Annotated in this window: 25 protein-coding genes; 18 read left to right on the top strand and 7 right to left on the bottom strand. The window is 47.4% G+C overall.

The window, feature by feature from the left end; all coding sequences use genetic code 11:
- Complete coding sequence (locus tag JNE38_RS22050) at positions 1-822, bottom strand: DUF6492 family protein (protein ID WP_203353274.1); 822 nt, start codon at positions 820-822, stop codon at positions 1-3.
- 244 nt (positions 823-1,066) lie between these two features.
- Here JNE38_RS22050 and JNE38_RS22045 point away from each other — a divergent pair, with 244 nt between their 5' ends.
- From JNE38_RS22045 to JNE38_RS22005, 9 genes are all read left to right on the top strand, one after another.
- Positions 1,067-1,495, top strand: a complete 429-nt coding sequence (locus JNE38_RS22045; RefSeq protein ID WP_203353273.1) for a MarR family winged helix-turn-helix transcriptional regulator — start codon at positions 1,067-1,069, stop codon at positions 1,493-1,495.
- Between the two features lie 146 nt (positions 1,496-1,641).
- On the top strand, positions 1,642-2,505 hold the full coding sequence (locus JNE38_RS22040) for an NmrA family NAD(P)-binding protein (RefSeq protein ID WP_238933415.1): 864 nt from the start codon (positions 1,642-1,644) through the stop codon (positions 2,503-2,505).
- Entirely contained in the window at positions 2,502-2,984 is a 483-nt protein-coding gene (locus JNE38_RS22035; protein ID WP_203353272.1) for an anthrone oxygenase family protein, read from the top strand. The genes JNE38_RS22040 and JNE38_RS22035 overlap by 4 nt, the downstream gene beginning before the upstream one ends.
- A gap of 225 nt (positions 2,985-3,209) precedes the next feature.
- Positions 3,210-4,208, top strand: a complete 999-nt coding sequence (locus JNE38_RS22030; protein WP_238933414.1) for an NAD(P)/FAD-dependent oxidoreductase — start codon at positions 3,210-3,212, stop codon at positions 4,206-4,208.
- A 602-nt stretch (positions 4,209-4,810) separates the two neighbouring features.
- Positions 4,811-5,236: a MarR family winged helix-turn-helix transcriptional regulator gene (locus JNE38_RS22025; RefSeq protein ID WP_203353271.1), complete on the top strand. Its 426-nt coding sequence runs from the start codon at positions 4,811-4,813 to the stop codon at positions 5,234-5,236.
- A gap of 33 nt (positions 5,237-5,269) precedes the next feature.
- Positions 5,270-5,467, top strand: a complete 198-nt coding sequence (locus JNE38_RS22020; protein WP_203353270.1) for a hypothetical protein — start codon at positions 5,270-5,272, stop codon at positions 5,465-5,467.
- A gap of 64 nt (positions 5,468-5,531) precedes the next feature.
- Positions 5,532-5,870, top strand: coding sequence for a DoxX family protein (locus JNE38_RS22015; RefSeq protein ID WP_203353269.1), 339 nt, complete (start codon positions 5,532-5,534; stop codon positions 5,868-5,870).
- A gap of 472 nt (positions 5,871-6,342) precedes the next feature.
- Complete coding sequence (locus JNE38_RS22010) at positions 6,343-7,062, top strand: hypothetical protein (protein WP_238933413.1); 720 nt, start codon at positions 6,343-6,345, stop codon at positions 7,060-7,062.
- A gap of 2 nt (positions 7,063-7,064) precedes the next feature.
- The gene (locus JNE38_RS22005; RefSeq protein WP_203353268.1) at positions 7,065-7,781 is read left to right on the top strand and encodes a hypothetical protein; all 717 of its coding nucleotides are present in this window, start codon (positions 7,065-7,067) and stop codon (positions 7,779-7,781) included.
- A gap of 303 nt (positions 7,782-8,084) precedes the next feature.
- On the opposite strand, the gene JNE38_RS22000 is transcribed toward JNE38_RS22005, so the two are convergent.
- The gene (locus tag JNE38_RS22000; protein WP_203357682.1) at positions 8,085-8,978 is read right to left on the bottom strand and encodes a LysR family transcriptional regulator; all 894 of its coding nucleotides are present in this window, start codon (positions 8,976-8,978) and stop codon (positions 8,085-8,087) included.
- Between the two features lie 144 nt (positions 8,979-9,122).
- On the opposite strand from JNE38_RS22000, the gene JNE38_RS21995 reads away from it, so the two are divergent.
- The 6 genes from JNE38_RS21995 (at position 9,123) to JNE38_RS21970 (ending at position 16,772) form a co-directional block, all read left to right on the top strand.
- A complete protein-coding gene (locus tag JNE38_RS21995) occupies positions 9,123-10,142 on the top strand; it encodes an alpha/beta fold hydrolase (RefSeq protein WP_203353267.1) in 1,020 nt (339 codons plus the stop codon).
- Positions 10,143-10,470: 328 nt separating this feature from the next.
- Positions 10,471-11,811: a sensor histidine kinase gene (locus tag JNE38_RS21990; protein WP_203353266.1), complete on the top strand. Its 1,341-nt coding sequence runs from the start codon at positions 10,471-10,473 to the stop codon at positions 11,809-11,811.
- 17 nt (positions 11,812-11,828) lie between these two features.
- The gene (locus JNE38_RS21985; protein WP_203353265.1) at positions 11,829-12,566 is read left to right on the top strand and encodes a LytR/AlgR family response regulator transcription factor; all 738 of its coding nucleotides are present in this window, start codon (positions 11,829-11,831) and stop codon (positions 12,564-12,566) included.
- A gap of 250 nt (positions 12,567-12,816) precedes the next feature.
- Positions 12,817-14,166, top strand: a complete 1,350-nt coding sequence (locus tag JNE38_RS21980; protein WP_238933412.1) for an APC family permease — start codon at positions 12,817-12,819, stop codon at positions 14,164-14,166.
- Between the two features lie 31 nt (positions 14,167-14,197).
- Complete coding sequence (locus JNE38_RS21975; protein WP_203353264.1) at positions 14,198-14,956, top strand: SDR family NAD(P)-dependent oxidoreductase; 759 nt, start codon at positions 14,198-14,200, stop codon at positions 14,954-14,956.
- Positions 14,957-15,236: 280 nt separating this feature from the next.
- On the top strand, positions 15,237-16,772 hold the full coding sequence (locus JNE38_RS21970) for a spore germination protein (RefSeq protein ID WP_203353263.1): 1,536 nt from the start codon (positions 15,237-15,239) through the stop codon (positions 16,770-16,772).
- A gap of 306 nt (positions 16,773-17,078) precedes the next feature.
- Here the strand turns inward: JNE38_RS21970 and JNE38_RS21965 are convergent, their stop codons facing one another.
- The gene (locus JNE38_RS21965; RefSeq protein WP_203353262.1) at positions 17,079-17,483 is read right to left on the bottom strand and encodes a YkvA family protein; all 405 of its coding nucleotides are present in this window, start codon (positions 17,481-17,483) and stop codon (positions 17,079-17,081) included.
- A 184-nt stretch (positions 17,484-17,667) separates the two neighbouring features.
- Positions 17,668-18,255 carry a DUF421 domain-containing protein gene (locus JNE38_RS21960; RefSeq protein WP_203353261.1) on the bottom strand — a complete coding sequence of 196 codons (588 nt, stop codon included), beginning with the start codon at positions 18,253-18,255 and terminating at the stop codon, positions 17,668-17,670.
- A gap of 222 nt (positions 18,256-18,477) precedes the next feature.
- Between JNE38_RS21960 and JNE38_RS21955 the strand changes: the two genes are divergently transcribed.
- Complete coding sequence (locus JNE38_RS21955) at positions 18,478-19,383, top strand: GntR family transcriptional regulator (RefSeq protein ID WP_203353260.1); 906 nt, start codon at positions 18,478-18,480, stop codon at positions 19,381-19,383.
- Positions 19,384-19,470: 87 nt separating this feature from the next.
- Positions 19,471-20,109: a pyridoxamine 5'-phosphate oxidase family protein gene (locus tag JNE38_RS21950; RefSeq protein WP_203357680.1), complete on the top strand. Its 639-nt coding sequence runs from the start codon at positions 19,471-19,473 to the stop codon at positions 20,107-20,109.
- Between the two features lie 66 nt (positions 20,110-20,175).
- On the opposite strand, the gene JNE38_RS21945 is transcribed toward JNE38_RS21950, so the two are convergent.
- Positions 20,176-20,688, bottom strand: coding sequence for a CBO0543 family protein (locus JNE38_RS21945; protein ID WP_203353259.1), 513 nt, complete (start codon positions 20,686-20,688; stop codon positions 20,176-20,178).
- A gap of 25 nt (positions 20,689-20,713) precedes the next feature.
- Positions 20,714-21,547, bottom strand: a complete 834-nt coding sequence (locus JNE38_RS21940; RefSeq protein ID WP_203353258.1) for a hypothetical protein — start codon at positions 21,545-21,547, stop codon at positions 20,714-20,716.
- Positions 21,548-21,722: 175 nt separating this feature from the next.
- On the opposite strand from JNE38_RS21940, the gene JNE38_RS21935 reads away from it, so the two are divergent.
- A complete protein-coding gene (locus JNE38_RS21935) occupies positions 21,723-22,550 on the top strand; it encodes an aldo/keto reductase (RefSeq protein ID WP_203353257.1) in 828 nt (275 codons plus the stop codon).
- Here the strand turns inward: JNE38_RS21935 and JNE38_RS21930 are convergent.
- Positions 22,547-23,410 (bottom strand): YheC/YheD family protein, encoded by an 864-nt coding sequence (locus tag JNE38_RS21930; protein WP_238933411.1) that lies wholly within the window; start codon positions 23,408-23,410, stop codon positions 22,547-22,549. The two genes, JNE38_RS21935 and JNE38_RS21930, sit on opposite strands and share 4 nt — an antisense overlap.
- Positions 23,411-23,426: the final 16 nt, after the last annotated feature.

The following is a 23,426-nucleotide window of genomic DNA, read 5'->3' as shown; positions in this document are numbered from 1 at the left end:
TCATTTTCTCACGCCCTTCTTCCGGATATACCAGCTGCGTTTATGAAAGGAGAGGGACCTATATTTCTGGGCCAGTCTGAAAATTCCTTTCCTAGTAAGGGCTGCCGGATTGGAAGAGAAGCTTTTGTTAAGGGAACTTCTTATAACCAGATGACCAGGGTAGTGAGCTTTCACGAAGTTACCGTACGTTTCGAACTCAGAGAAGCCAGCATAACTCTGCTTATTGGTTTTCTTGATAATCGCCCAGTACCACCTAGTCTTTTGCCTGGCCTCAATGGTACGCTTCAGCCGGGAGAGCTTCCATTTGTCGAATAGCATATAATGGGCAACGAAAGAGCGCGAGGCGGTTGGCTTGGTTCCCAGTAATTTCCTATACGTGCGAAAATACTCGGGACGACTCCAGTTACGGCAGTAAAAAACGGTTTTCCCGTTGACGAGAAAGACATGAGGGCGGATGAGGATGGTGTCGGCATCAATCACCAGATAATACCTTTTCCTGGTCAAATTTCCTCCTGCCAGCTTCAACAATTGTTGGAGCAGCCAGCCAGAACGATTGGTGCGTTTGGTTTGGTAGTGAATGTCTTCTTTCGTAATGGGCAGGACGCGTTTTTCGTTGATGAAGGTGCAGTTTTTACGCCGGCAAAGGGCCTGGATTCGCTTGCTTGGCGGCGATACAACCATGATCCTACCGATGGGATGCTTCACTTGCTTACGGATACTGTCAATGACATAGGGAAGAGTGCCGAGGTCTTTCTCAATAGCCGGGATCAGGACATCGATTTTGATAGAGCTGTAGAAGGCTTTTTTCGCTGATCGTGTCAATTTCTCAACTCCTTTACTTTGAGCAGTTTCAAGCATATGTGTCTGAACAGGACGGCTAGAGTGTCCGACTTTCCAGATAGGATATGATTTTCTGCCTTAGGGTGAATATGACAGATATGGAAATGCTGCAAAATGGGTGAGGACGTCGACGTGAATTTTAGACTTTACATTGTGCTGGAAATGTATTACATTTGTTTGCGCAAACAACATTTCGCTGGTTCCATTCAGAAATGAGGCAGCCAAAATGCTCGAGATTTATTTAAAAGAATGCCTATACTTCACTGCAAACCGGCTCAGTCGGGTTATCACGAAAATGGCTGATGATGAGTTTGCCGTAAGCGGTTTGTCGCCAACCCATGCTTTTTTACTGATGGCCGTGTATGAAAAGGAAGGGATCTCACAGAAAGAGTTAGGCGAAATTCTCCATCTCCAACCTTCTACGGTGACCCGTCTTATCGAGAAGCTTGTCGGAAAAGGGTTGCTATACAGCCGCGTGGAGGGACGTTTGTCGCTCATCTATTCAACGGATAAAGGCAAAGCTTTGGAAGATGTGATCAACCAGTGTTGGAATAACCTTCGCAGCCGATATTCAGCCGTTTTGGGCGATAAAGAAGGGGATGACTTAACCTTTCAGTTATATAAAGTAAGTGATCAATTAGAGCATAAAGAATGATTCGTACGCTGCTGTTTTTTTGATCGTAAATTTGTTTGCGCAAGCAAATGTTTACATCATTTACCAAAATGACCTTGAAAGATCGATCGTTCCTACAGTGGACCGAGGCATACGCCTTGTCTATAAACCTCACAAGGAGGATTCACATGAACAAGGATAATGGCATGAGGGAAAGCACTCACGAAATGAAGCCAATCTTGATTCTTGGTGGCACAGGGAAGACCGGTCGCCGTGTGGCGGAGCGGCTCACGTCTCGCGGGCTGCCAATTCGGATTGGCTCTCGTTTTGGTGAACCGGCCTTCGATTGGGAGAACCCGGCCACTTGGGAATCTTCGCTGCGGGACGTTGGGGCAGTGTATATTACGTATTACCCTGATCTGGCGGTGCCAGGGGCCGCTGACGCGATCGGTTCTTTCTCCAGGCTGGCAGTGGAAAGCGGAGTGCGGCGCCTGGTGCTGTTGTCTGGCAGAGGCGAAGAAGAGGCTCAGCTCAGCGAGCAATCACTGCGGGATTCGGGCGCGGACTGGACGATCTTGCGGGCGAGCTGGTTCTGTCAAAATTTCAGCGAAAACTTCCTACTCGGACCGGTGCTCAGCGGTACGGTCGCTCTGCCGGCCGCGGACGTGCCGGAGCCGTTCGTCGACGCTTGGGACATCGCGGATTGCGCGGTCGCGGCGCTGACAGAGGTCGGACATGTCGGCCAACTTTATGAGCTGACGGGTCCTCGCGCGCTCACTTTTGCGCAAGTGACCGAGGAAATCGCAAAGGCAAGCGGCAGGGATGTTCGCTATGTACAAATCACCGCAGAGCAGTTCACGTCCATGCTGGCGCAAGAGGGAGTACCGGCCGAGGTCTTGGCACTGATGACAGACTTGTTCACCAAAGTCTTGGACGGTCGCAACTCCCACCTGACAGACGGCGTCCAGCGAGCCTTGGGCCGGGAGCCTCGTGATTTTGCCGACTACGCGCGAGAAGCTGCAGGAACCGGCATATGGGGAGGGGCAAAATGACTGGCCAATTGCTCTTTGGGTTGACCTTTCTCTCTGCACTAGGCGCTGGATTGATTGCGGGACTGTTCTTCGCCTTTTCGTCATTCGTGATGACGGCCCTCTCCCGCATCCCATCGGTGCAAGGCATTGCCGCCATGCAGTCTATCAACGTCGCAGTGCTCAATCCATTGTTTGCCCTGGTGTTTTTCGGAACGGCACTGGCGTGTATCGCCCTGGCTATCCAGTCGTTCTTCAGATGGGGCGAGACTGGCACGATCTATGTGCTTGCTGGCAGCCTATTTTATCTCGTCGGCTTTCTGGTGACGATCGCGTTTAACGTGCCGCTGAATGACTCTCTTGCCAGCGTAGATCCAAACAGTGCCGCAGGAGCCGATCTATGGAAGCATTACATCGTTAATTGGACGGCATGGAACCACGTGAGGACGGTCGCTTCCCTAGCGGCATTGGCTTCATTCATCATCGCGCTCCGATACCGATAGAAGCTTCGGCATTCGTCCGTGGTTGGCTGGCCAGGTAGCGGGTATCTCACCGTGGCACGCCCCTTTCTTATATTGAGCAATTCGGCAGCCTTAAAGACGGGCTGCCTTTTCTATGCTTACGGGCAGATTTACTCAACAAAATGACACGAAAGAACAGCGTTTCCGAAGTCACAAATCAGTGCCTTACATCGTTATATTTGCAAACGTAAAAGGAGCTGAGGAGCGATGAACGATTTGACATGCGTCATCATAGGAGGCGGCTATGCAGGGCTGCGAGCACTCAAAGCAATAAAGGAAAAGACTCGGGGCATAGCGAACGGACGGCAGATTCGGTTTGTTCTGATCGACAAGCAGCCCGGTCATTTGCGTAAATTGAGAATGTTCCGTCCGACGGCGGTCGAGGAAGAGATTATGATTCCCTGGAATCATTTGGCCCTAAAAGATTTCGAATTCATACAAGGGACGGTTGCGTCCGTGGATGGCGGGGAGCAGCGGCTTCGATATACGGATGTTCAAGGAAATGATGTCCGAATTCATTATGACCTTCTAGTCGTGGCGGTCGGCAGCATTGCTCGGAGACCGGACCCCGATCAAGGCGGCATCGCTTTGACGGACCCGCAAGCCGCTGTAGACATCCGGGAACACTGGCGTGCCAACCTGCGGAAGGCTGTCGACGAGACCAATCCTAAGGAACGCAAAAGACTGATGACCATCGCGGTTGCAGGAGCAGGCATCAGCGGCATTGAGACGTCTGCCGAGCTAGCCCTCGCCATGAGGAAGGAAGCAGCGACGCAAGGTCTGAATCCGGCCGATGCCTCCGTCTATTTGCTGAATGCACAAGAACGACTGCTCCCGGAAGTGTCGGAGAAATTTAGACGGAAGTTGGATCAGCAGCTCATCGAATGTGGAGTGGCAGTGCTTCACAATCGTAAGGCGCTGCAAGAGAAGGAAGGAGCTGTGACGCTCAGCAACGGTGATTGCCTGCCGGTTGGCCTATGCATATGGACGTTGGGTTTGATACCCAATCCGGACCTTCGGGGCATGGGCTTGCCGCTTACTCCTGATGGGAAGGTACGGGTGGATGAATGTTATCGTGTCCAAGGGACGCCGAACGTTTACAGCATTGGCGACTGTACGAGAATCGTCGATCCGAGAGACGGCAGAGAAACTCAGATGACATGCTTTGAAGCTGGGGAGCAGGGGTTCGACTGGGGAAAATCGTGATGGCAGATTTGCAGGGGCGTCCGGCTCCCATTCATCATTCACTCAAATCGAGGATGGATGCTTTCACAATAGCCCTGGGCGAAAAGGGGTGTTCTGGATACGCACATGGGGACTCGATATGGTCCTGACAGGGAGGTTTCCTGGGAGAATCAAGAAGCTGATAGAGGATACCGTCAGTATGCTTAAATAGTACGCCGACACGGAAAGCTTGCCGGAATCTTTATCATGGGAAACCCGGATAAGCTTACACGGGTTTAGGTAGTAAAAAGCAGATTTTGTTCAAAAAAAGACGACAGCCGCGAGAGGATCGGCTGTCGTTTTTCCGTTGAAGTAACGGGCAGGACAGCGTAATGGACCATCGGCAAATTATTCGTTGATCCTGTTATGGAGATCATTCTAGGTAAGCCAATTCAAGCCATTTCACGCCATTTCACGCAAGACGGAAAATAGGCCAACTTGACAATCATTATGTTATTAGATAATTTATATGCTATAGCATATAGTTTGAAAGAAATCAAAGTCATGTATGATATAGAAAAACATGAGATTTTATGGGAAAATGTAGCAGCTAGTCAGCGGGCTAAAATGAATGGGAGCAAACTATGGAACTATATAATATAACGGGTTTTCTGATTCATCGTACGGATGTTAAGATGACCAATTATTTTACAAAGCAATTAAAGCCATTTGAAATGACACCAGAGCAATGGAGTATTATTAGTGTTCTAGATGGAGAAAGGGCAACAACGCAAAAAGAGCTTGCGGAAGCTATCGATCGGGATCAGAGTACGGTTGTTCGGATGATCCACTCGCTTGAGAAAAAGGGGTTCGTCAAACGGATTGTAAATGATGCGGATAAACGATCCCATAACTTATTTCTGAGCGACAAAGGAATTACGTTGAAATCAAAACTTCTGCCAATTGTTATCGAAGCACACAATCACGTGACGAGATACTTGAGCGAGGGTGAAATTGAGCAATTAAAAGCTATACTTGAAAAACTGTATGCGAGTGTTCGGGATGACTGAGCTCAAATAGATAGAAGAAAGAAGTGCGCGGCTATGCTAAAAAACGAACAGCCATATCATGAAGAAGGAAAGTCCATCCAACCAAATATGGATGAAATGAGCACCCGTAAGGACGAAGGTTTCTCCGTTTTTCAGCAATTTGAAATACCGGATGATGATTTCATTCAAAAGCTCAAGGCTTCACTTCACTTTTTGGTGATCACAGAGGAATCGACTCTCGAAGAGCGTTAATTTTTTTGCAGAATACATGCTATAGCATATAAAAGTAGTGAACACAAAGAAATGGGGAAATATCATGGTGATGATCATTTTGCAAGTTATTGTCGGCGTATTTTTTATATTTACGGGGAGTAAAATTATTTCCGGTAAGATGGCAAATGAGTTTGAGCGCTTCGGCATGCCGTCCATTTTCAACTTTTTGACGGGCTTTATTGAGATAACGTGTGCAATCGGTTTACTTGTAGGCATTTGGTTTCCGATTTCGGCTGTTATCGCAGGACTTCTACTAGCGGCTACGATGTTTGTCGCAGCTTTTATTCTTCTCGTTGTTGCTAAGGATCCTTTTCCAAAGGCAATACCGGCTATCGTACTTTGCCTGATGTCCATCGTCATCAGTATGAGTCATTTATTTTAATACGGCTGAAGATGATTCGAAACATCGTCCAAGTAGTTTACGTACAATTTTTTTGAAGGGGCTTCAAGCCACTAGTCTGCTTTATTTCCTTGTGATTACGCTTATGCTTTTCCCGAACGCATTTACCCTAGCATTTAATAGGGTCCTCATTCACTAACAGAAGGAGTAGTCCCAAACTTTGATGCTTTGCTAAACAGCTTAGACCGAGAAAGCGGCGTTAGGCTGACGGGTTCGATAACGCAAAAAACACTCCACACAAAGCTGCCGCGATGATCGGCAGCTTTGTTGCGCTAACGGGACGAATTGTGTAATGGACAATTTCTGTAATATGGATAAAAATAAATGGCATTAATGGTAAAATAAAGAAAAACGGAGATCGAATCTCTTCAAACCGGATTCGATTGTTCGATAAGCTGGGCTGTAATCGGCGGACTAATTTCAAATGATTACAGAGGGAAAAAGGAGGATTGGGGTGGAAATTCATGTTGATTTTAATGCGATAGATACAGTAACTGAAACCTTAGGGTGGATTGTTATTGTTTTTTTTGCCAATAAAATTTATCAAAAACAAATGGTAAAACCGAAAGTATGGAAAATTCCAGTAATCATACTTGCCGGTCTTATTTCCCTTTCAATTAATTGGAATATGTTTGATGTGATAGTTAAGCTGCCAATTTTACCTCTTGGTGTATGGATCTTGTATTTTGTTCGTAAACGTAAAGATCGAGCTGAAAGGTGGCAGACTTATCGATCTTTTGCTTGGTTAGGCTTTGGGGCGAATTTTATTTTCTTTGCATCCACTTTACTAACAATACCAGTCCATCATGCGATATACCCCAAAGACGAACCATCAGTCCATATCTCGAAAGTTACGAATGCTGCCATTATAAAAATTCACCCATCAGCTAAAGACCGATCACTAAACAAAGATAGCCTTCTAAATCAACTCGATACATTAAGACAGGAGCCAATTTATAGTAATCGGTGGTACGAAGAGACCATTATGAATACGGAATCCAATAAAAGAAACGAACGGTTTCCCTATCAACTCATTGGAACTTCGTCAAAATGGGGTAGTGGTCTCCATACATTGATTTATGTGGAAGAAGATGGTAAAGGCATTTTATTATCAGCACCGAAAATGCAGCTTTATTTTCGCTCCAAAGATTCGCTATTAGAGGGGGGAGAATAAAAATGACGAAGAAAAAGCTATGGTCTCTTGGTTTTTTTATGATATTGCCATCAATCATTTTATACTGGTTCTATTTTTCAAAGCCTACTTCTTTTCCAACAAATGAACAATTGGTTGAAGAGATGAATCGCAACTTTCCAGAAGCGACCGCAAGTGTCATTCAAGAAACGATTCCTGTTGGCGAGCGCAACGTATTAGTGCCCTTTATTTCCAAGAGAGGTGACTACGGTCTTAGCTATTGGGTATGGAAAAATCATAAGTGGAAGGTTGCGTCGATTGATACAAAGGGGGAACCCAGGCTATGGAAGATTCATAAAAACGATCCTTCATCGTTCTATTTCGTGTGGAATATTCATCCGAAAGATCAATTGAGTTCTATTCATTTTTATATGATTAGAGACAGAGGATATCGTATCACAAAAGGGGTAGAGCATTACGAGCCAAGAGTACAAATGGAGAAGAGAGTCTCGCTTCAAGAGAAATCTTATGGATGGATGCAACTGTCTCACGATTGGGTAGCAATCATGAATGCATACAGAAAAGCAGAATCAGCAAAACTCCCCGAACAGGATTTGTTTTTTGGTTGGATTCCATATGATCAGATGAATAAAGAAACCTTTCCAGAGAGCTCTGTAAATGGGACTGGGTATTCAAATAGTGAAGTGGATTTGGAACATGTGATGATAGTAAATAGGGGAGACATCGAGTTTCCAAGATAGCAATGTTGAAAAAGAGTACGATTTTTGGTTCTGCTGACTGAATAGGGGGAAAACAAGCTTTATGATCCCCAATCAGCTGCAGGGAGGAGGGCAATCCTTGCCAGGTCAGGGGTTCGCCCTTAAACTCGCCAAACCAAAAACTAGAGAAGGGCTGCGAGACATGTTGGTGTCTCCGGAAAATAAAGTAAGAGACCGGATTCGCTGATCCAGCGCGGTTCTTCAAAGTACAAATCAGTCATACCCCGAAAAATAAGTACTAGACTCACTCTAAAGTTAAGACAGCATAGGCTAAACGGTTTTATTCTACTCCTGTAAAGCAAGAACTTCCCTTGCTGCTTCTATGAAAGATAACATGATTGGTGAAAGCCACTTGTCTTTATGCCACAACATTTGTGTATATACGTGCAAGTCCGGAATTTGCCATGGAAGGGCAACAAGTTCTCCGCGTTCAACTTCGGCTTCCGCTACAATTTCAGGAAGAAAGGCAATACCGATTCCCGAGATTGCACATTGCTTAATGGCTTCGGCACTTTGAAACTCTAAATACGTAATGCTATCAATGCCCTCTTTCTCAAATGACCGGTCAAACATAGTACGATAGGGACAACCCTTTTCATTCGTCAGGAACACTTCTCCGTGAAAATCCTCCAGCTGTAGCACAGTTAGTTTTGCGAGCGGGTGGTCTGTAGCAGCGAACAAGCGGAAAGTTTCTTCCCGCAACGGTTCCACGGCAAGTCCGCTCGAGCGAATAGGTTCGTCCAACATATAGACGACATCCGCGGTTCCCTCAAAGAGTGTTTGCTTGAGCTCTTGATTTGGAACGGAGCGGAAGATCAGACGAACTCCCGGATGCTGCGAACGAAACCGTCGAAAGACAGCTGGAAGTCGATAGGCGCAAATAACCTCATTGGCACTTATCGTTAGGGTGCCGCTTAGATTTTCATTGTCATGAACGTCGCTGCGAGCTTCGTCCAATTTGTCAAGAACGCCTTGGATATGAGTTAAAAAGCGTTTACCCGCAGTTGTGAGAACGAGCTGCTTGCCCAAACGATCAAAGAGACGAACACCAAGCTCATCCTCCAATGCTTTCATTTGCATTGTGACGTTGGAGGGGACGTAGTTCAGCACTTCCGCAGCCCGAGTGAAATTTAATGTTGATGCAACCGTGCGGAACGTATTCAGTTGGCGCAACTCCATCATACGATCCCCCTTATACTTTCAATTTTATTGAATGCTATTGTGAATTCAATTCACTTTTATTGAGAGTATCACAGCTCTATACTAAGCACAAGAAATCACACACTGAACGTGTGGTTTCATAGTGAAGGGAGCGACCATACGATGGATTATGAGATTTATAATTTGGGTGATGTGACCTTGCAATCAGGAGTGACGTTACCAAGCGCTTTTCTTGCTTATAAGACTTATGGAAAATTAAATGAACAAAAAGATAATGTCATCGTCTATCCAACTGCTTTTGGTGACCAGCATGTTCAGAATGAATGGCTGATTGGCAGCGGGATGGCACTGGATCCTGAAAAATATTTTATTATCGTTCCAAATCTGCTGGGCAACGGATTATCTTCGTCTCCCAGTAACACGCCTCCTCCATTCGATCGGGCTCATTTTCCACAGGTAACCATCTATGACAATGTTAGATTACAGCATCGGCTAGTGACCGAAAAATTCAGCATTCAAAAGATTGCTCTCGTAGTTGGGTGGTCCATGGGAGGCATTCAGGCATTTCAATGGGGTGCAAGTTATCCAGAGATGGTGGAACGAATTGCACCTTTCGCGGGAATTGCCAAGACTTGGCCCCATACATTTGTGGTCTTGGACGGTATGAAAGCTTCGCTGCTGGCTGCAGTTGGCTTCGATTCAAGTAAACTAGACCAGTTGACTTCTGCAGACATGCGCGCCGTTGGCCGGGTCTATGCGGGATGGGGATTATCACATGCGTTTTATAGAGAGGAGCTTTATCGTGAGCTGGGATTTGACTCCTTGGAGGATTTTGTGGCTGGCGTCTGGGAAGATAGCTTTATGAAGATGGATCCGCATAATGTCCTGGCCATGCTATGGACAGGACAACATGCAGATATTAGTGCAAACCCCTCCTATAACGGAGATTTCGATAATGCGCTTAAGAGCATTAGAGCTCTTGCCTGCATCATGCCGGGGAGCACGGATCTCTTCTGCACAGCGGACGATAATGAATACGAAGCTAAGCTTATACCTAATGCTGCCTTTAACCCAATCCAGTCGATCTGGGGCCATTTTGCCGGTCGCGGAATCAATAGTGCCGATAATCAATTTATTGATGATAACCTAAAACACTTGTTGGCACTTAGCGCAAAAGGATAGATCTCATTTGCATTGGATGTTTGTCAGGCATAGCAGGATTCGCAATCCTCAGCCCAGTTATTTCTCTCATGAAGTAATAACCTAACCGATCGTACTTGAGGTCACCAGAACTTTACTGGTCCGACCTCCTTTTTTTGTGGTCGTACTTGCTTTAACGAAGGTCGAAGTCTACTACTTTCTTTTTCAGTCTACTACTTAATTTTCTTTAGACAGTTGGGATCTGATTTCAGATATTTCCGATTATCTTCCGGCCAATCCCACTCTTTTCATGATAAAATGAGGAAAATCGACACTGGCCATGACTGTTTGGAAAGGTACTGTCCGCTCTATGAACGTAATCTATGCTCGAACCAACAACAAGGTCAGAATCATTCTGATCGTCGCGATCATTTTGAGCCTATGTTTCATGTTTACGAATATTTTTCTAAGCTACGATAGTACGATTCGCACAGTAGAAATATCGATTGCGACCCAGAGCATGAAGACAGCGGCCGATATCGCAAGGGAAGTAGATGTATCGAGCTTTGAAAGATTTTTGCAGAAGCCGACGGAAGATAGTACAGACTATATCGAATTGAATCATTTCCTTAATGATTATCGGATAAAAATCGGCGCGAAGCATGTGTATCTCGTCATTATGGATGCACAGGGAAACAGCCGTGTCATGATCAACGGGCTGCCGCCGGGTGACAGCGCCCAGACATACATTGGTGAACTGTGTACGCTGACCATGGAAGAAGTGCAGCCGGCCTATCATGACGACACGTTTCATACGGGAATTATTCACGACCCCAAATACGGTGTCTACATGACAGCAGGTGCACCTTTGGTCAATGCATCGGGCCAACTGGTCGGGATTGTGGGCATTGACATCGGCGTAGAATTACTCGAGCAAATTGAAGCGAACGCTTTGAATAACAGCCTTTTTCACTTTGCGGCCAATCTGGTTGTTTTGATTTTAATCGTGGTCAGCTATACGTTGATACGCAGGTGGTATCAGCGAGAGACGCTAAGGGCTGTGGGTGATTCCGAGCAAACCTTCCAACGGGAATTCCGTGCCATTCTCACATCTATTCAGTCGATCAGGCACGATTTTGCCAATCACTTGCAGGTTCTATTTGGCCTTTTGGAATTAAAAAAGGTGGACCGGGCTCAAGAGTATTTGCGGGGACTTCAGGCTGATATACAGGCTCTCACGCTGTCGGAGCAGGTAGCCAACCCTGCCTTGTTGGTGCTGCTGCATTCCAAAGCGGAGAAGGCGCGGTGCAAAAGCATCGAGATGGATTTTCATATCCCGCCCGATGAGACCTTCGATGGCGTTCTTTCCTCCGATTTGATCAAGATTCTCTCCAATCTTCTCGACAATGCGATCGAGGCGGCCGACGAGGATCAGAGAGGAGAGAAAAGGATTTCTCTTACGATGCAAAAAGTGGGCAATTCCTATCAATTCATGGTGGAAAATACAGGGCCGACGCTAGCCCCTGAGGTCATAAACAAGCTCACGGAGGCCGGTTTCACTACAAAAGAAACCGAAGCGGGAAAAGCACGCGGGTACGGCCTTGGTATCGTTCGGGAAGTCGTCCATAAATACGCAGGGGAAATGCACATCACATCCGCGAGGGGAAAAACATGCTTTTCCATCCTACTATCGATCGCGGATAGACAATAGCGGGGGAAGTGGGGTATATGCGAAAGCAGCAGATCGACGTGTTGATTGCAGAAGATGATGAGCTGCAGCAGGAGTTGTTAGAGGGGTACCTGGCCTCGTTTCAGCATATACGGATTGTCGGCAAAGCGAGTACTGGAGATGAGCTCATATCCTTGGCGACGCTTACGCCGAATCTAACAGCGATGATCGTAGACATCCATCTGGGAGAGGGCCGAGGGGGATTGGAGAGCTACTCCATCTTGAAGATGAGAGGGGTGAATCTCCCTACCATCCTGATTACTGGAATGGCTCCGCATGCTAGTGTCACTTATGATCTGGGGATTGTGGATATCGTCGAGAAGCCATATACCGAAAAACGTCTTCGACTAGCCATCGAAAAGCTGCAGAACCATATTGCCTACCAAAGGTTTATGGAGGCGGGTGGTCTTTTTGTCCCTATTTTTGGCGAGGAGATTCACCAGATGACCCCGGAGGAGATTCTGTATATCGAATCGATCAATCGGACCATTCTCGTGCACACCCCAAATGAAGTCTATGAAACGAAAATACCGATCAAGGTGTATGAAAGCTACTTGCAGGATTGCCATTTTTACCTGACCCATCGGTCCTTTCTGGTGAATCTGAAGAAAATCAGCCATATCGAGGGCAGCAGTATTTTCTTTCAGAAGGGGAAGGAAGGCAAACAAGCCCTTATCGCGGAGGAAAAGAAACAGGATATCGTCTCTTACTGGAACAATCTGAAGAAGTGGTTATAGGCAAGGCAGCGGGTCTTCATGGCTCGCTGTTTTTTTGTACAGATAAGAATTTATAAGAATCTTATCCAGTATAAGTGCAACTAAGGCTCCGCAAAAGGCTTGGCGTAGCCAAGTTTTCTAAATGTCAAGATCAGCCCGTACAGACAAAAGGGCTCCTGTCTCGACCGAATCCCTTTCGAAATTTTCCGACAGAGAGCTAAGATGAGAAAAGTACTACTTCTTATTTCTTAGCATAAAGGGGGAGTTCGGCTTGGACAGCAGTCAGTACAAACAAGAATTAAGGCGAACGCTTACGTTTAAGGATCTGGTCATCTACGGTATGGTCTTCATGGCTCCGCTTGCGCCGATGCAGGTCTATGGAGCCGTGGCACAGCAGAGCTTTGGCATGGTACCGCTTGTCTACTGTATCGGAGTCATCGCCTTGATGTTCACGGCATTCAGCTACAGCCACATGAGCAAGGAGTTTCCGTATGCGGGCTCCGTCTATTCCTACGTGAGCCGCGGAATGAATCCGCATGTGGGCTTTATCGCAGGATGGCTGATCCTGGCAGATTACATCCTATGTCCTGCGTTGCTGTATGCCTTTGCAGGTGTGTGGATGGCAGGGATCCTGCCGCAGGTGCCTGCTTTCGTCTGGACGCTCATTTTCGTAGTCTGCAACACGCTGATCAATGTCAGAGGGATTACGATGACAGCGCGAGCTAATCTTCTGATGTTCTGGATGCAGATCATCACTTTGGTCGTGTTCCTGGGGATCGCTGCCAAGTTTGTGCTGGTCGATGGACACGGTATGGGAGGCTTTAGTCTGGCGCCACTTTTCCAGGCAGACCATGTAGACTTTGGCTTTATCGCGACAGCCACATCGATTGCCGTGCTCGGTTTTCTAGGCTTTGATGGCATAAGCACACTGGCCGAAGAAGCTCGCGATCCGGTGAAGACAGTCGGAAAGGCAACGGTTTTATCCATTTTGCTCAGCGGCATACTGTTTTTCATTCAAGTGTACATGGCTGCCTTGATCCATCCGAACTATGAGACACTGAACCCGGACATGGGCTTTTTCGAAATAGCACGGGAAGCTGGAGGCCCTGTTTTCTACACGATTTTGATTCTGATCAATGTCATTGCGGTAGGGATTGCGGTCACGCTGAATGTACAGTCTGCGACAGCGCGAGTGCTCTATTCAATGAGTCGGGAAAATCTGCTGCCTTTTGCTCAGGTGCTGGCGAAAATCCATCCCAAATTTCAAACGCCTGTGAATGCCACGATCTTCTGTGCACTGCTTTCCATCGTGGTGACGTTTTGCCTCTCGATAGAGACGTTGTACAAGTTCGTGACATTCGGGGCGATCACCGCCTTCATGATGCTGAATGTCACCATCATCGTCTATTTCTTCGGCAAGAAGAAGCGGCGTGGAGTAAGGGGGTTCCTCACCTACGCGCTTACTCCCTTCATCGGGCTTCTCATTACAGGATACGTCTGGTCCGGCTTTGACCGTATGACTTTCACTGTAGGATTCGCGTGGGTGCTGATCGGAGTCATCGTCGGCTACGTGAAATCCAATGGATATCGAAAAATAGCCCCTGTTCTCAAAGACATGTAAAGGAAAATACAGTACGAGGAGGTATTCATCGATGCGTTTACAAAACAAAATTGCAGTCGTAACAGGAGCGGCACGTGGCATCGGAGCGGCCATTGCCCACAGATATGCGGAAGAGGGAGCCCGTGTAGTGGCAACCGACGTTAGCAGCGCAGGGGAAGAAGTGGTGGCAGCTATCACGAGCAAGGGCGGCACCGCCGTGTTTTTTCAGGCTGACGTATCCAAAGCGTCGGAGGTTCAGGCACTCCTGGCTTTTGCCAAGGAAAACTACGGGGTTCCTACGATCCTGTGCAATAACGCGGCGATCAACATCCCAGGCTCCGTCGTCGAAACGGAGGAAGAAGTGTGGGATCGCACGATGAAAGTCAATGTGAAATCCATGTTTCTCACTTCAAAATACTTCCTTCCAGAAATGATTGAGGCAGGGGGAGGCTCCGTGGTAAACATGGCCTCCGCCAACAGCTTTGTCGCAGAGCCACGATTGTCTGCCTATGTAACATCCAAAGGTGCCATTCATATGCTCACCAAGCAAATGGCGCTGGATTTTGCGGCGGATAACGTAAGGGTGAACTGCATTTGCCCGGGATGGGTAGATACGACCTTCAATGACGCCCATGCCGATTTGTTTGGCGGGCGTGACCATGTGCTGAAGAGCATCCAAGATATCCAACCGATCGGGCGTACAATCCAACCGATTGAGATCGCGAATGTAGCAGTGTTCTTGGCTTCTGACGAATCATCTGCGATGACAGGCAGTGCCGTCGTGGTGGATGGCGGTTTATCGGCGAAGTAGACTGACAGATGCAATAGGTTTCAATATCCGTCCCCTCTGAGCAAACAAGAAAAAAGGACATCCGCTAAAGATGCCCTTATCTTGTTGAACGGAGGGGATTATTGCAGTGGCCGTCAGGTAAAAAAAGATGCCTGCTTAAATATTCCCAGCAAGGTTGCACATAATAGGAACACCAAGAAGAAACATGGAATAATCATCTTCTTGAATGTAGTGAAAAGGCAAGGTGGAGCATGAACAGAGGCTTCCATTTGGCGCCACTTTCAGACAGGGAGATCAAGTGATGAATTTGTTTTGGAATGCTTGGAAAAATCGCAAAGAGAGAGTGCAAAGTGCGTTCTTGGATGCCCATACGAACAAGAGTATGGAAAATGTGCCAGACATCGTCCTTTCTGCTGACTTGAACGAAAACATTGCGTTAATTGAGCAGCAGTTAAAGTGTGATGATCTGGTTGCCCGCCGTTTTGTGGTGAAGTCGGGTGCGGAAGGCATCATTTTTTTTATTGATGGTATGATTGATCGAAACATAGTAAGCGATAGCATTATACGGCACATGACGTCTTTGAACAGTACATACGATTTGCCGACAACCAACGAATTGGAGTCCACGACCAGCTTAAGGCAGGTCATACGGAACATTTTGTCCGGATCCGCCGTGCTTCTACTTGACGGACATCGAGAAGCTTTTTTAAATAATGCACGAGGCTGGGAGCGCAGGAAAGTAGAAGAACCGCTTACTGAGTCTGTAGTACGCGGTCCACGTGACGGATTTTGCGAGACGTTGTGCGTGAACTCGGCGTTAATACGCATTCGGTTGAAGGATCCAAAGTTACGATTGCGTCACTTAGTGGTTGGACAGCGCTCACAGACAGACGTCTATGTGATGTATATAGAAGGAGTAATCGACCCTCGTATTGTTGAAGACGTACTGAATCGTATAGATTCCATCAACGCGGATGCTGTGTTGGAGAGTGGATTTCTCGAGCATATGATTGAAGATAGTACATGGTCTCCGTTCCCGCAGATGCAAAATACCGAACGCCCTGACAAAGTGGTCGCCAATCTGCTGGAAGGAAAAGTAGCCATTTTAGTTGACGGAACGCCTTTTGTCCTCGTTGTACCCACCGTATTCTCCCAGTTTTATCAGAGCCCTGAAGATTACTACGAGCGATTTTACATAGCCTCTCTTGTCCGCTTCATCCGTTTCGTAAGCTTAAACCTATCCATGCTATTGCCATCTTTATACATTTCTTTTAGTTCTTTTCATCCGGAAATGATACCATCCCGTTTGGTTATGGCCATGACAGCTGGTCGGTCTACCGTGCCCTTCCCCTCGTTGGTAGAGGCTTTTATCATGGAGACCGCAATGGAAATCCTACGGGAAGCAAGCGCTAGACTTCCAAGGCCGATCGGACCCACAATAGGAATTGTTGGTGCTCTCGTCATTGGGACTTCGGCTGTAAAGGCTGGGTTGGTCAGCCCTGTAATGGTAATCATCGTTGCACTCACGACAATAGCATCCTTTACATCCCCGAGCTACAGTGCAGCAATTGCCACACGAGTGCTTAGGTTTCCTTTGATGATTATGGCAGGGATTTTTGGGCTTTATGGAATCATGTTGTTTCTGCTCCTCGTTACAGTCCATCTTGCCTCTCTCAAATCGTTTGGAGTGACATACTTCTCTCCATTAAGTCCCTTAAATCTAAGGGGATTGAAGGATTTTATCCTTCGTGTTCCACTGCAATTAATGAAAACACGACCAGCTATGTTTCATCCAGTAGATAAGATCCGAATAAAAAAAGGGGATCAACAACGATAGTGATTAGTGAACGAACGGCTCCTATGCGTGAGACCCCCTTGGACATCCAAGGGGGCTATTCATCATTTTACAACGTGCTCATCATGTCAAAAAGTAACTCACCAAAGTGAAAACTGCCGTTTGCAACAGAGCTGTAGTGATGTCTTGCTTCCAGCTGGTTTTTGCAGAAGCATTCCGTTTATTTCGTAAAAGGTTCATGAAGCGATAAATGAGGAAAAAACAGAGAAAGGCTGCGAGGACTTTTACAGCGAGAAGCATATCCACACCTCCATAAAATAAGATGCAGGGAGAAAAGTAAAAAGGCCCTTAGGAAAGGAGCCATCTGTAGCAATACCATGATATCCATATTCCGCAGACTACCCATAAGGCAATAAAAAGCATACCCATGAACCAGTTTTTCGGTTTGCCCTTCGACATTAAATCCTCGGCTTTTGCTCGACAATCTCTGACAACCTCATCAGGTATTAGCTTCAGGGCGATCCACACACCGAAAGGAACGAGGATGATGTCGTCCAAATAGCCTAGGATAGGAATGAAATCGGGTATTAAATCGATCGGACTGAATGCATAGGCCACTACACAAATCGCAAAAAGCTTAGCATACCAAGCAACTCGGTGATCTTTGTATGCGAAATAAAGAACAAATGCCTCTCGCTTCAATAATCTAGCTTTACTCTTTATCTGTTGAAATGCTGCTGATTCTTTCGTCATCAAAAGCACCCCCAGGTCAGGTTACTGAAGGATCGTAATTGTCGTACACAAGCAAACGGATAATTGCAAATGTGTGTACTATCAAAGATTCTATTCGTCTACGTATCTAAAGTCACCTGTTATTTTTTCTAGATGGAAACATGTAGAGCGGCAAAAGAGTCTTGCCGCTCGGTTAGATGAAAGTTTACTGGAGATTGGTGGGGTGTGGATTTTGATGCCCATGCTTAATTTCTGAAAAAATGTTATTTGGTACAAAGGGCTCTGTATCGGGGATTCGATTCTCGAGAATAGCGATTAACCTCTGGATATCTTCTTTGGTGGCAGGCTGCTTTTCCAATTTAAGCTGGTAGCCTAAGTTTCCACTGACTTCGATTGTAGCCCATTCAATGTCAGAGATGCTTGATATTCCAGCTTGTCGCAGTCTCATTTCGAGCTTATCAGCTGTTAGTCTGAGTTTGCGCATATTGCCTTCATTCAGTTGCCCATTCTCAATGACAGTAACTGCCTTGCCAGTAATAAAAGTTTCGAATCCGTTAGATTTGATCTCGAGGTATTCCATCACGATCATGACCATTACCAAGACGGCTGCTAAAAGGAAGGTTGGCCAGTAACCATTACCAGTTATCGGTTGGATGATCAAAGTCCCAAGACCGATCATAACGATTACCTGTGCCATTGTCATTTGGGAAATCGATTTTCTACCTGCAATTCGTAACAAAAGAGTTCCGATTACAATTACACCTACGGCCTGCCAAATAAGAGTCCAACTCATGCAAATACCTCCGTGATTGATAGCTCGATTATGCTATAGGTTATCCAATTTGTAGGCGCATGATTTACAAAACACGGTTTGCAAAGTTATAAAGGTCTAGCTGTGTCGATGCTGGGGAAGTGATCCAGTGGATTTATTGTCTGATAGTTCACTCTTGCTAGAAATCGCTGAGGCATTGTACGATGACAGTATCTTGAATCCGTTGCAGTCAGAGGTGACCAGATGAGAGTCTCGGTAAATGAATCCCTTTCCATTCCCATACATGTTCAACTGAAAGAACAGATTAAGACATTTATACACGAGGGTGTGTACCCGCCCAATGAAGCATTGCCCAGCGCAAGTGAGCTGGCTGGCTTTTTGCGCATTAATCGGGATACGGTTCAAACAGCCTACGCGGAGCTGGAGCTGGACGGATATATCTATAGCAAGCCAGGAATAGGCGTATATGTACACGCTGATCCACCTCACGAGACAGAGCGCATCAGGGAAGCACACGAGTGGGAGGGGGAAGAAGCGGCACATGCCAAACCGGTAGTGCTGTTTGTCGAGTGCAATGTCCCCCAGGCACAAGAGTATGCAGTGGAGCTGGAGAAAGCGACTGGTTACGTCGTGAAGCCTTGCCTGATCAAGGACTTGGAATTGCTCGGGAGCAGCATCCAGAGCGGCTACTACGACCTGATCGTGACGACGTTTCTGCACGTAGAAGAAGTCCAGACCATCATCGCACGACTGTGCGGAGAAAATGAACCCAAGGTCATCGCTTGCCTCCCGGAGTCAAGCCTGCAAAGCATCAAGAGGCTGCAGGAGTTGCCTGCAGGGAGCAAGGTGGGGATCGCGGGAACGACGTGGCTGGGAGCGGATAATTTTCGCCAATCGATCGTCGATGCGGGATTGGCCCATGTGGAGCTGCTCATCGGCTCGCTGGAATATCCGGCTTCTCTGGATGCGATTATCGAGGCCAAGCCTGATCTGATCGTCAGTACGAGTATCGTTACCCCTTATTTGCAGCGTCTCTCCCGCTTTACGCCAATTATGATAGAGGATCGTTGTCTCAGTGCCCAATCGGTACACTATATCCAGCACTATGTGGAAAGCAAGCTGGGAATAGCTGATAGCCTCAACAATTGATGATAAAGAAAGAGACGAGTGCTGTTTCCTTCATGCTATCATGGAGGAAGGGAAGTTAACCAAACCATGGAAAATGAGGTGTTTCGCTTGCACGGATTCGATATCTTTCAGGGAGTCATTACGGAAGAATCGCAGCTTCGAGAGCTGCTCGGTGAACCTAGTCGTCTGGTACAGAACAAATCGATCAGCTATTTGGATGAGCATTGCCGCGATTTTCTCGCAAGAGCACCGTTCCTCATCCTTTCGACGGCAGACACGGAGGGCAACTGCGATGCATCCCCTCGGGGAGATGCTCCTGGTTTTGTATACGTTCTCGATGATCGGCATCTGGTCATTCCCGAGCGTCCAGGAAACAAGCGCATGGATTCGCTCCGAAATATTCTGGCAAACCCGCATGTCGGTTTGATTTTTATGATACCGACTTTGGAGGAGACGCTGCGCATCAATGGGCGTGCTTGTGTGATTCGCGATGCAAAGGTGCTTGAAAAAATGGCTGTGAACGGAAAAGTGCCGACGATTGGAATCGGCGTGCAGGTAGAAGAGTGCTACGTGCATTGCGCAAAGGCATTCATGCGCTCCGGACTGTGGAATCCTGAAAAATGGCCAGCGCCCGAGTCCGTTCCGAATATGGCGCAGGTCCTGGCAGATCATGTGAAGCTTCCAGGGGTGACGGCAAAAGAAGTGGCGATCGGTCTGGAAGATAGCTATAAAAATCGTCTGTACTAGCTAACGTATGGACAAAGAATGCGAACCGACAGCAGGAAGTCTGGGCTGTCGGTTTTTTTTTTGCGTTTATTCGCTGTCCCACAAAGAGACTTGGAAATGGATCATGAGATAGGTGGCGATTGCCAAGGAAACGACGTAGGCAATCAAGGGTCTGGTAAAATGCAGCCGCAGGATCGAGAACATCGCCAGATTGAACACGGTGGACCACCACATATTCCAGGAGTGGGCATGGGAGATGGTGCCGAAGTACAGGCCGATGATCTCCAGGCAAACATAGATGGCTACGTATTTGCCGATGTGCAGGAGCTGCTGCCATCTCTCGTCGGGGAAATTGGACAGAAACAGCAAGGCTGTTGCGGGAAAGGCAACGCACGTATACAGAAGGCTGGCCATTTCTTCACTGAAGTAATTGTTTCCTACGTACCTCCATAAGTAATAGGAGCCGTCGTTCACAAGGACATCGTACATGGCGCTCGATAAGGCCATGAAGAGCATGGTGGCGTGGTACTTTTTCCAATGTTTCCAGTCGCCCCAACGCCAGGCAGCAAAGATAGACCAGAGGATAAGGGTCACATGCATGAATTTCAGCTCCGATAGGGAAAAATTAGCTAACCTGAGTTTGTGTTCCGTATTTCACGATCTTATGGACGACCCAGATCGAGATAAACTGCAAGAGAACGTAAAATATAAACTCCCAGACATTGTCTACCTGAATGATCTTCAATGCCATGAGGGACGTGTCAAAGGCAATCAACACAACCGCTATCAGGAGCTGGCCGGTACGATTGAAGAAGAAGGCAGCTGAGGTAAGGAGAGCTACGAGTATTTCGATCGCTTCAGAGAGGGCGAGATGATCCCGAATCTGGTCAGGAAACCAGCCAATGTTTAAGTCATGTACATCGAGAAGATGCGCCTGTATAAAATGACACGAGCCGTAGATGAATAGAAACACAAAGAAGATGTAAAGGAAAAGGACAGGCTTCTTTAAGGGGCCGCGCAGGATCAGCTTCCAAAGATATCTGCCAATCAGAAGGAAAAGGAGGATGCCGATCCCGGAGTAGGGAATCTCCCACCAAAAATGCCCAAAAACTGCAAACGAAAGGAACAGACATTCTACCAGCATAAAGAGCACAGAAAACAACACCAGCCAGTAAACGCGAAGGTGAAAGGCTGCGCCGATGACGGCGACTGCCGGAACGATGAAGTCATTGGAGCTTATGGCGCCAAGCATGTTGTCGATCCATAAATCGCCGGTTAGAGAAGGGAAGTACTGGTAAGCCGGGTAGAGGATGAGTATGATGTACTCGAACGGATCGATCAGGCCAGCCAAGGCAAAATGCAGAACGAGCAAGCGACCATCCCTCTTCTTCCAGAGGGTAAAGCAGAGGAGCAGCAACGAAATGAAGACGAGTCCACCGTACCAGTAAGGATGGGGCATTGGATTCACCTGCTATGTAAAGTTGTCCATAGCAAGAGTATTTCCTGCAGACGTTAAAATTAACAAAAAATGTAAAAAGAGTTTGAGGAGATGACCACCCTTTTTTTGGTAGTCCACTTGTGCTACACTTACTTATTGTACGTACATATCATTGTGGACGACGGGAGGAGATCGGATGGCAACACAGATCACGGATAGTTCGGTATTGAACAACGGGGTGAAGATGCCTTGGTTAGGTCTGGGTGTCTGGAAGGTGAAGGACGGAGACGAAGTAACACTCGCAGTCCGTTCTGCCATCGAAGCGGGTTACCGCAGCATCGACACGGCTGCTGTCTATGGCAATGAGGTCGGCGTTGGTGAGGGAATCCGTCAATCAGGAATCGATCGGGATCAGCTGTTCATCACAACCAAGGTGTGGAATGCCGATCAAGGCTATGATTCCACACTGAAAGCTTTTGATGAGAGTGTGAAAAAACTCGGTATCGAGACACTCGATTTGTATCTGATCCACTGGCCAGTCAAAGGCAAGTACGTAGAAACGTGGAAAGCACTGGAGAAGCTGTACCGAGACGGTTATGTACGCGCGATCGGAGTCAGCAACTTCCACAGCCATCATTTGGAGGATTTGCGTCAAAACAGCGAAATCACTCCGGTTGTCAACCAGGTCGAATACCATCCTCTGCTGACCCAGAGAGAGCTGCTTGCTTACTGCCGGGAGCATCGCATCCAGATGGAAGCGTGGAGCCCATTGATGCAAGGAAATCTCGATCATCCACTGCTCGTGGAGCTGGGGCAAAAGTACGGAAAATCTCCAGCGCAGATTGTCATTCGCTGGGATTTGGACAATCAGGTCGTGACCATTCCCAAATCGATCACACCAGAGCGGATTCGTCAAAACGCAGATGTGTTTGACTTTTCACTCGATGCAGAAGATGTGGAAAAAATCAATGCGCTTAATGAAAACAGACGTTTTGGGGCTGACCCGGACAATTTCAATTTCTAACAAAACAAGAAAAGGGAGCCGATGACTGCGGCTTCCCTTTTTTCGTACGCTTCCGTATTCATGCCGCTGGTGAGGAGAGCGTGACTGATCCGCATAAGGGGAATAGCTTGGCAAGGCATGTTTCTATTAGGCTGTTCGCTTGTAGCTGACGATGGTGCGGTACATCTGTTTGTCTGAGAGCTTGAGAAACAGAGAGATATCGGGACGAAGGTCGCTTCGATAATCCATACCTTGCCGTTTACATCGATGCCCATGTCCAGACCAAATTCGAGCTGTTTGGTGTAGTAGGTGGCCAGCCTCCTAGCGGCGAGCAAGGCGATACGGCGCAGACGGGTGATGATGGCATCGGTGGAGGCGGAGCGGATGGATGCACGGGCAATGGCTGTGCGCAATGGGAGGACGCGACCGCCGCTGCGCTTGACGTTGGTGATGATATAGCCCCTGCCAGCGACTTTGGCAAGCATGCCGGTGACGACCCAGTGGGAACCCGGATGCCGTTGCACCATGACGCGTACATCGAAGGGGCGGCCATTGACGCGAGCGAGGGAGATCCCCTTTTGTACGAGATAGCGTGTTTTGATCTTATTGCGCAGATATCGATACGCGCTGCTCTTACTGCTGACGTTTCGACGATTGGCTCCACGCTGCACACGGTACGAGCTATTCCCACGGCTGGAAATCAGGATGACCCCAGCACCGCCGCTGCCAGAGGCCGGCTTGGCGATCACCTTTCGATACCGATGGAGATAATCATAGAGAGCTCTTTTGCTGAAGGGACGAGTGCGCGGCAACGCTCCTGCGAGTGCAGAGCTTGCACGCAAGACATAGTACTTGGTCAATTTGGATTCGCTTATGCTCATGTGAGGTCATTCCCCC

Origin of the sequence: Brevibacillus choshinensis (assembly GCF_016811915.1) — a bacterium.
Classification (GTDB): Bacteria; Bacillota; Bacilli; order Brevibacillales; family Brevibacillaceae; genus Brevibacillus; species Brevibacillus choshinensis_A.
The sequence above is the reverse complement of the archived record's forward strand: the minus strand, read 5'-3'. Positions and strand labels throughout refer to the sequence as shown.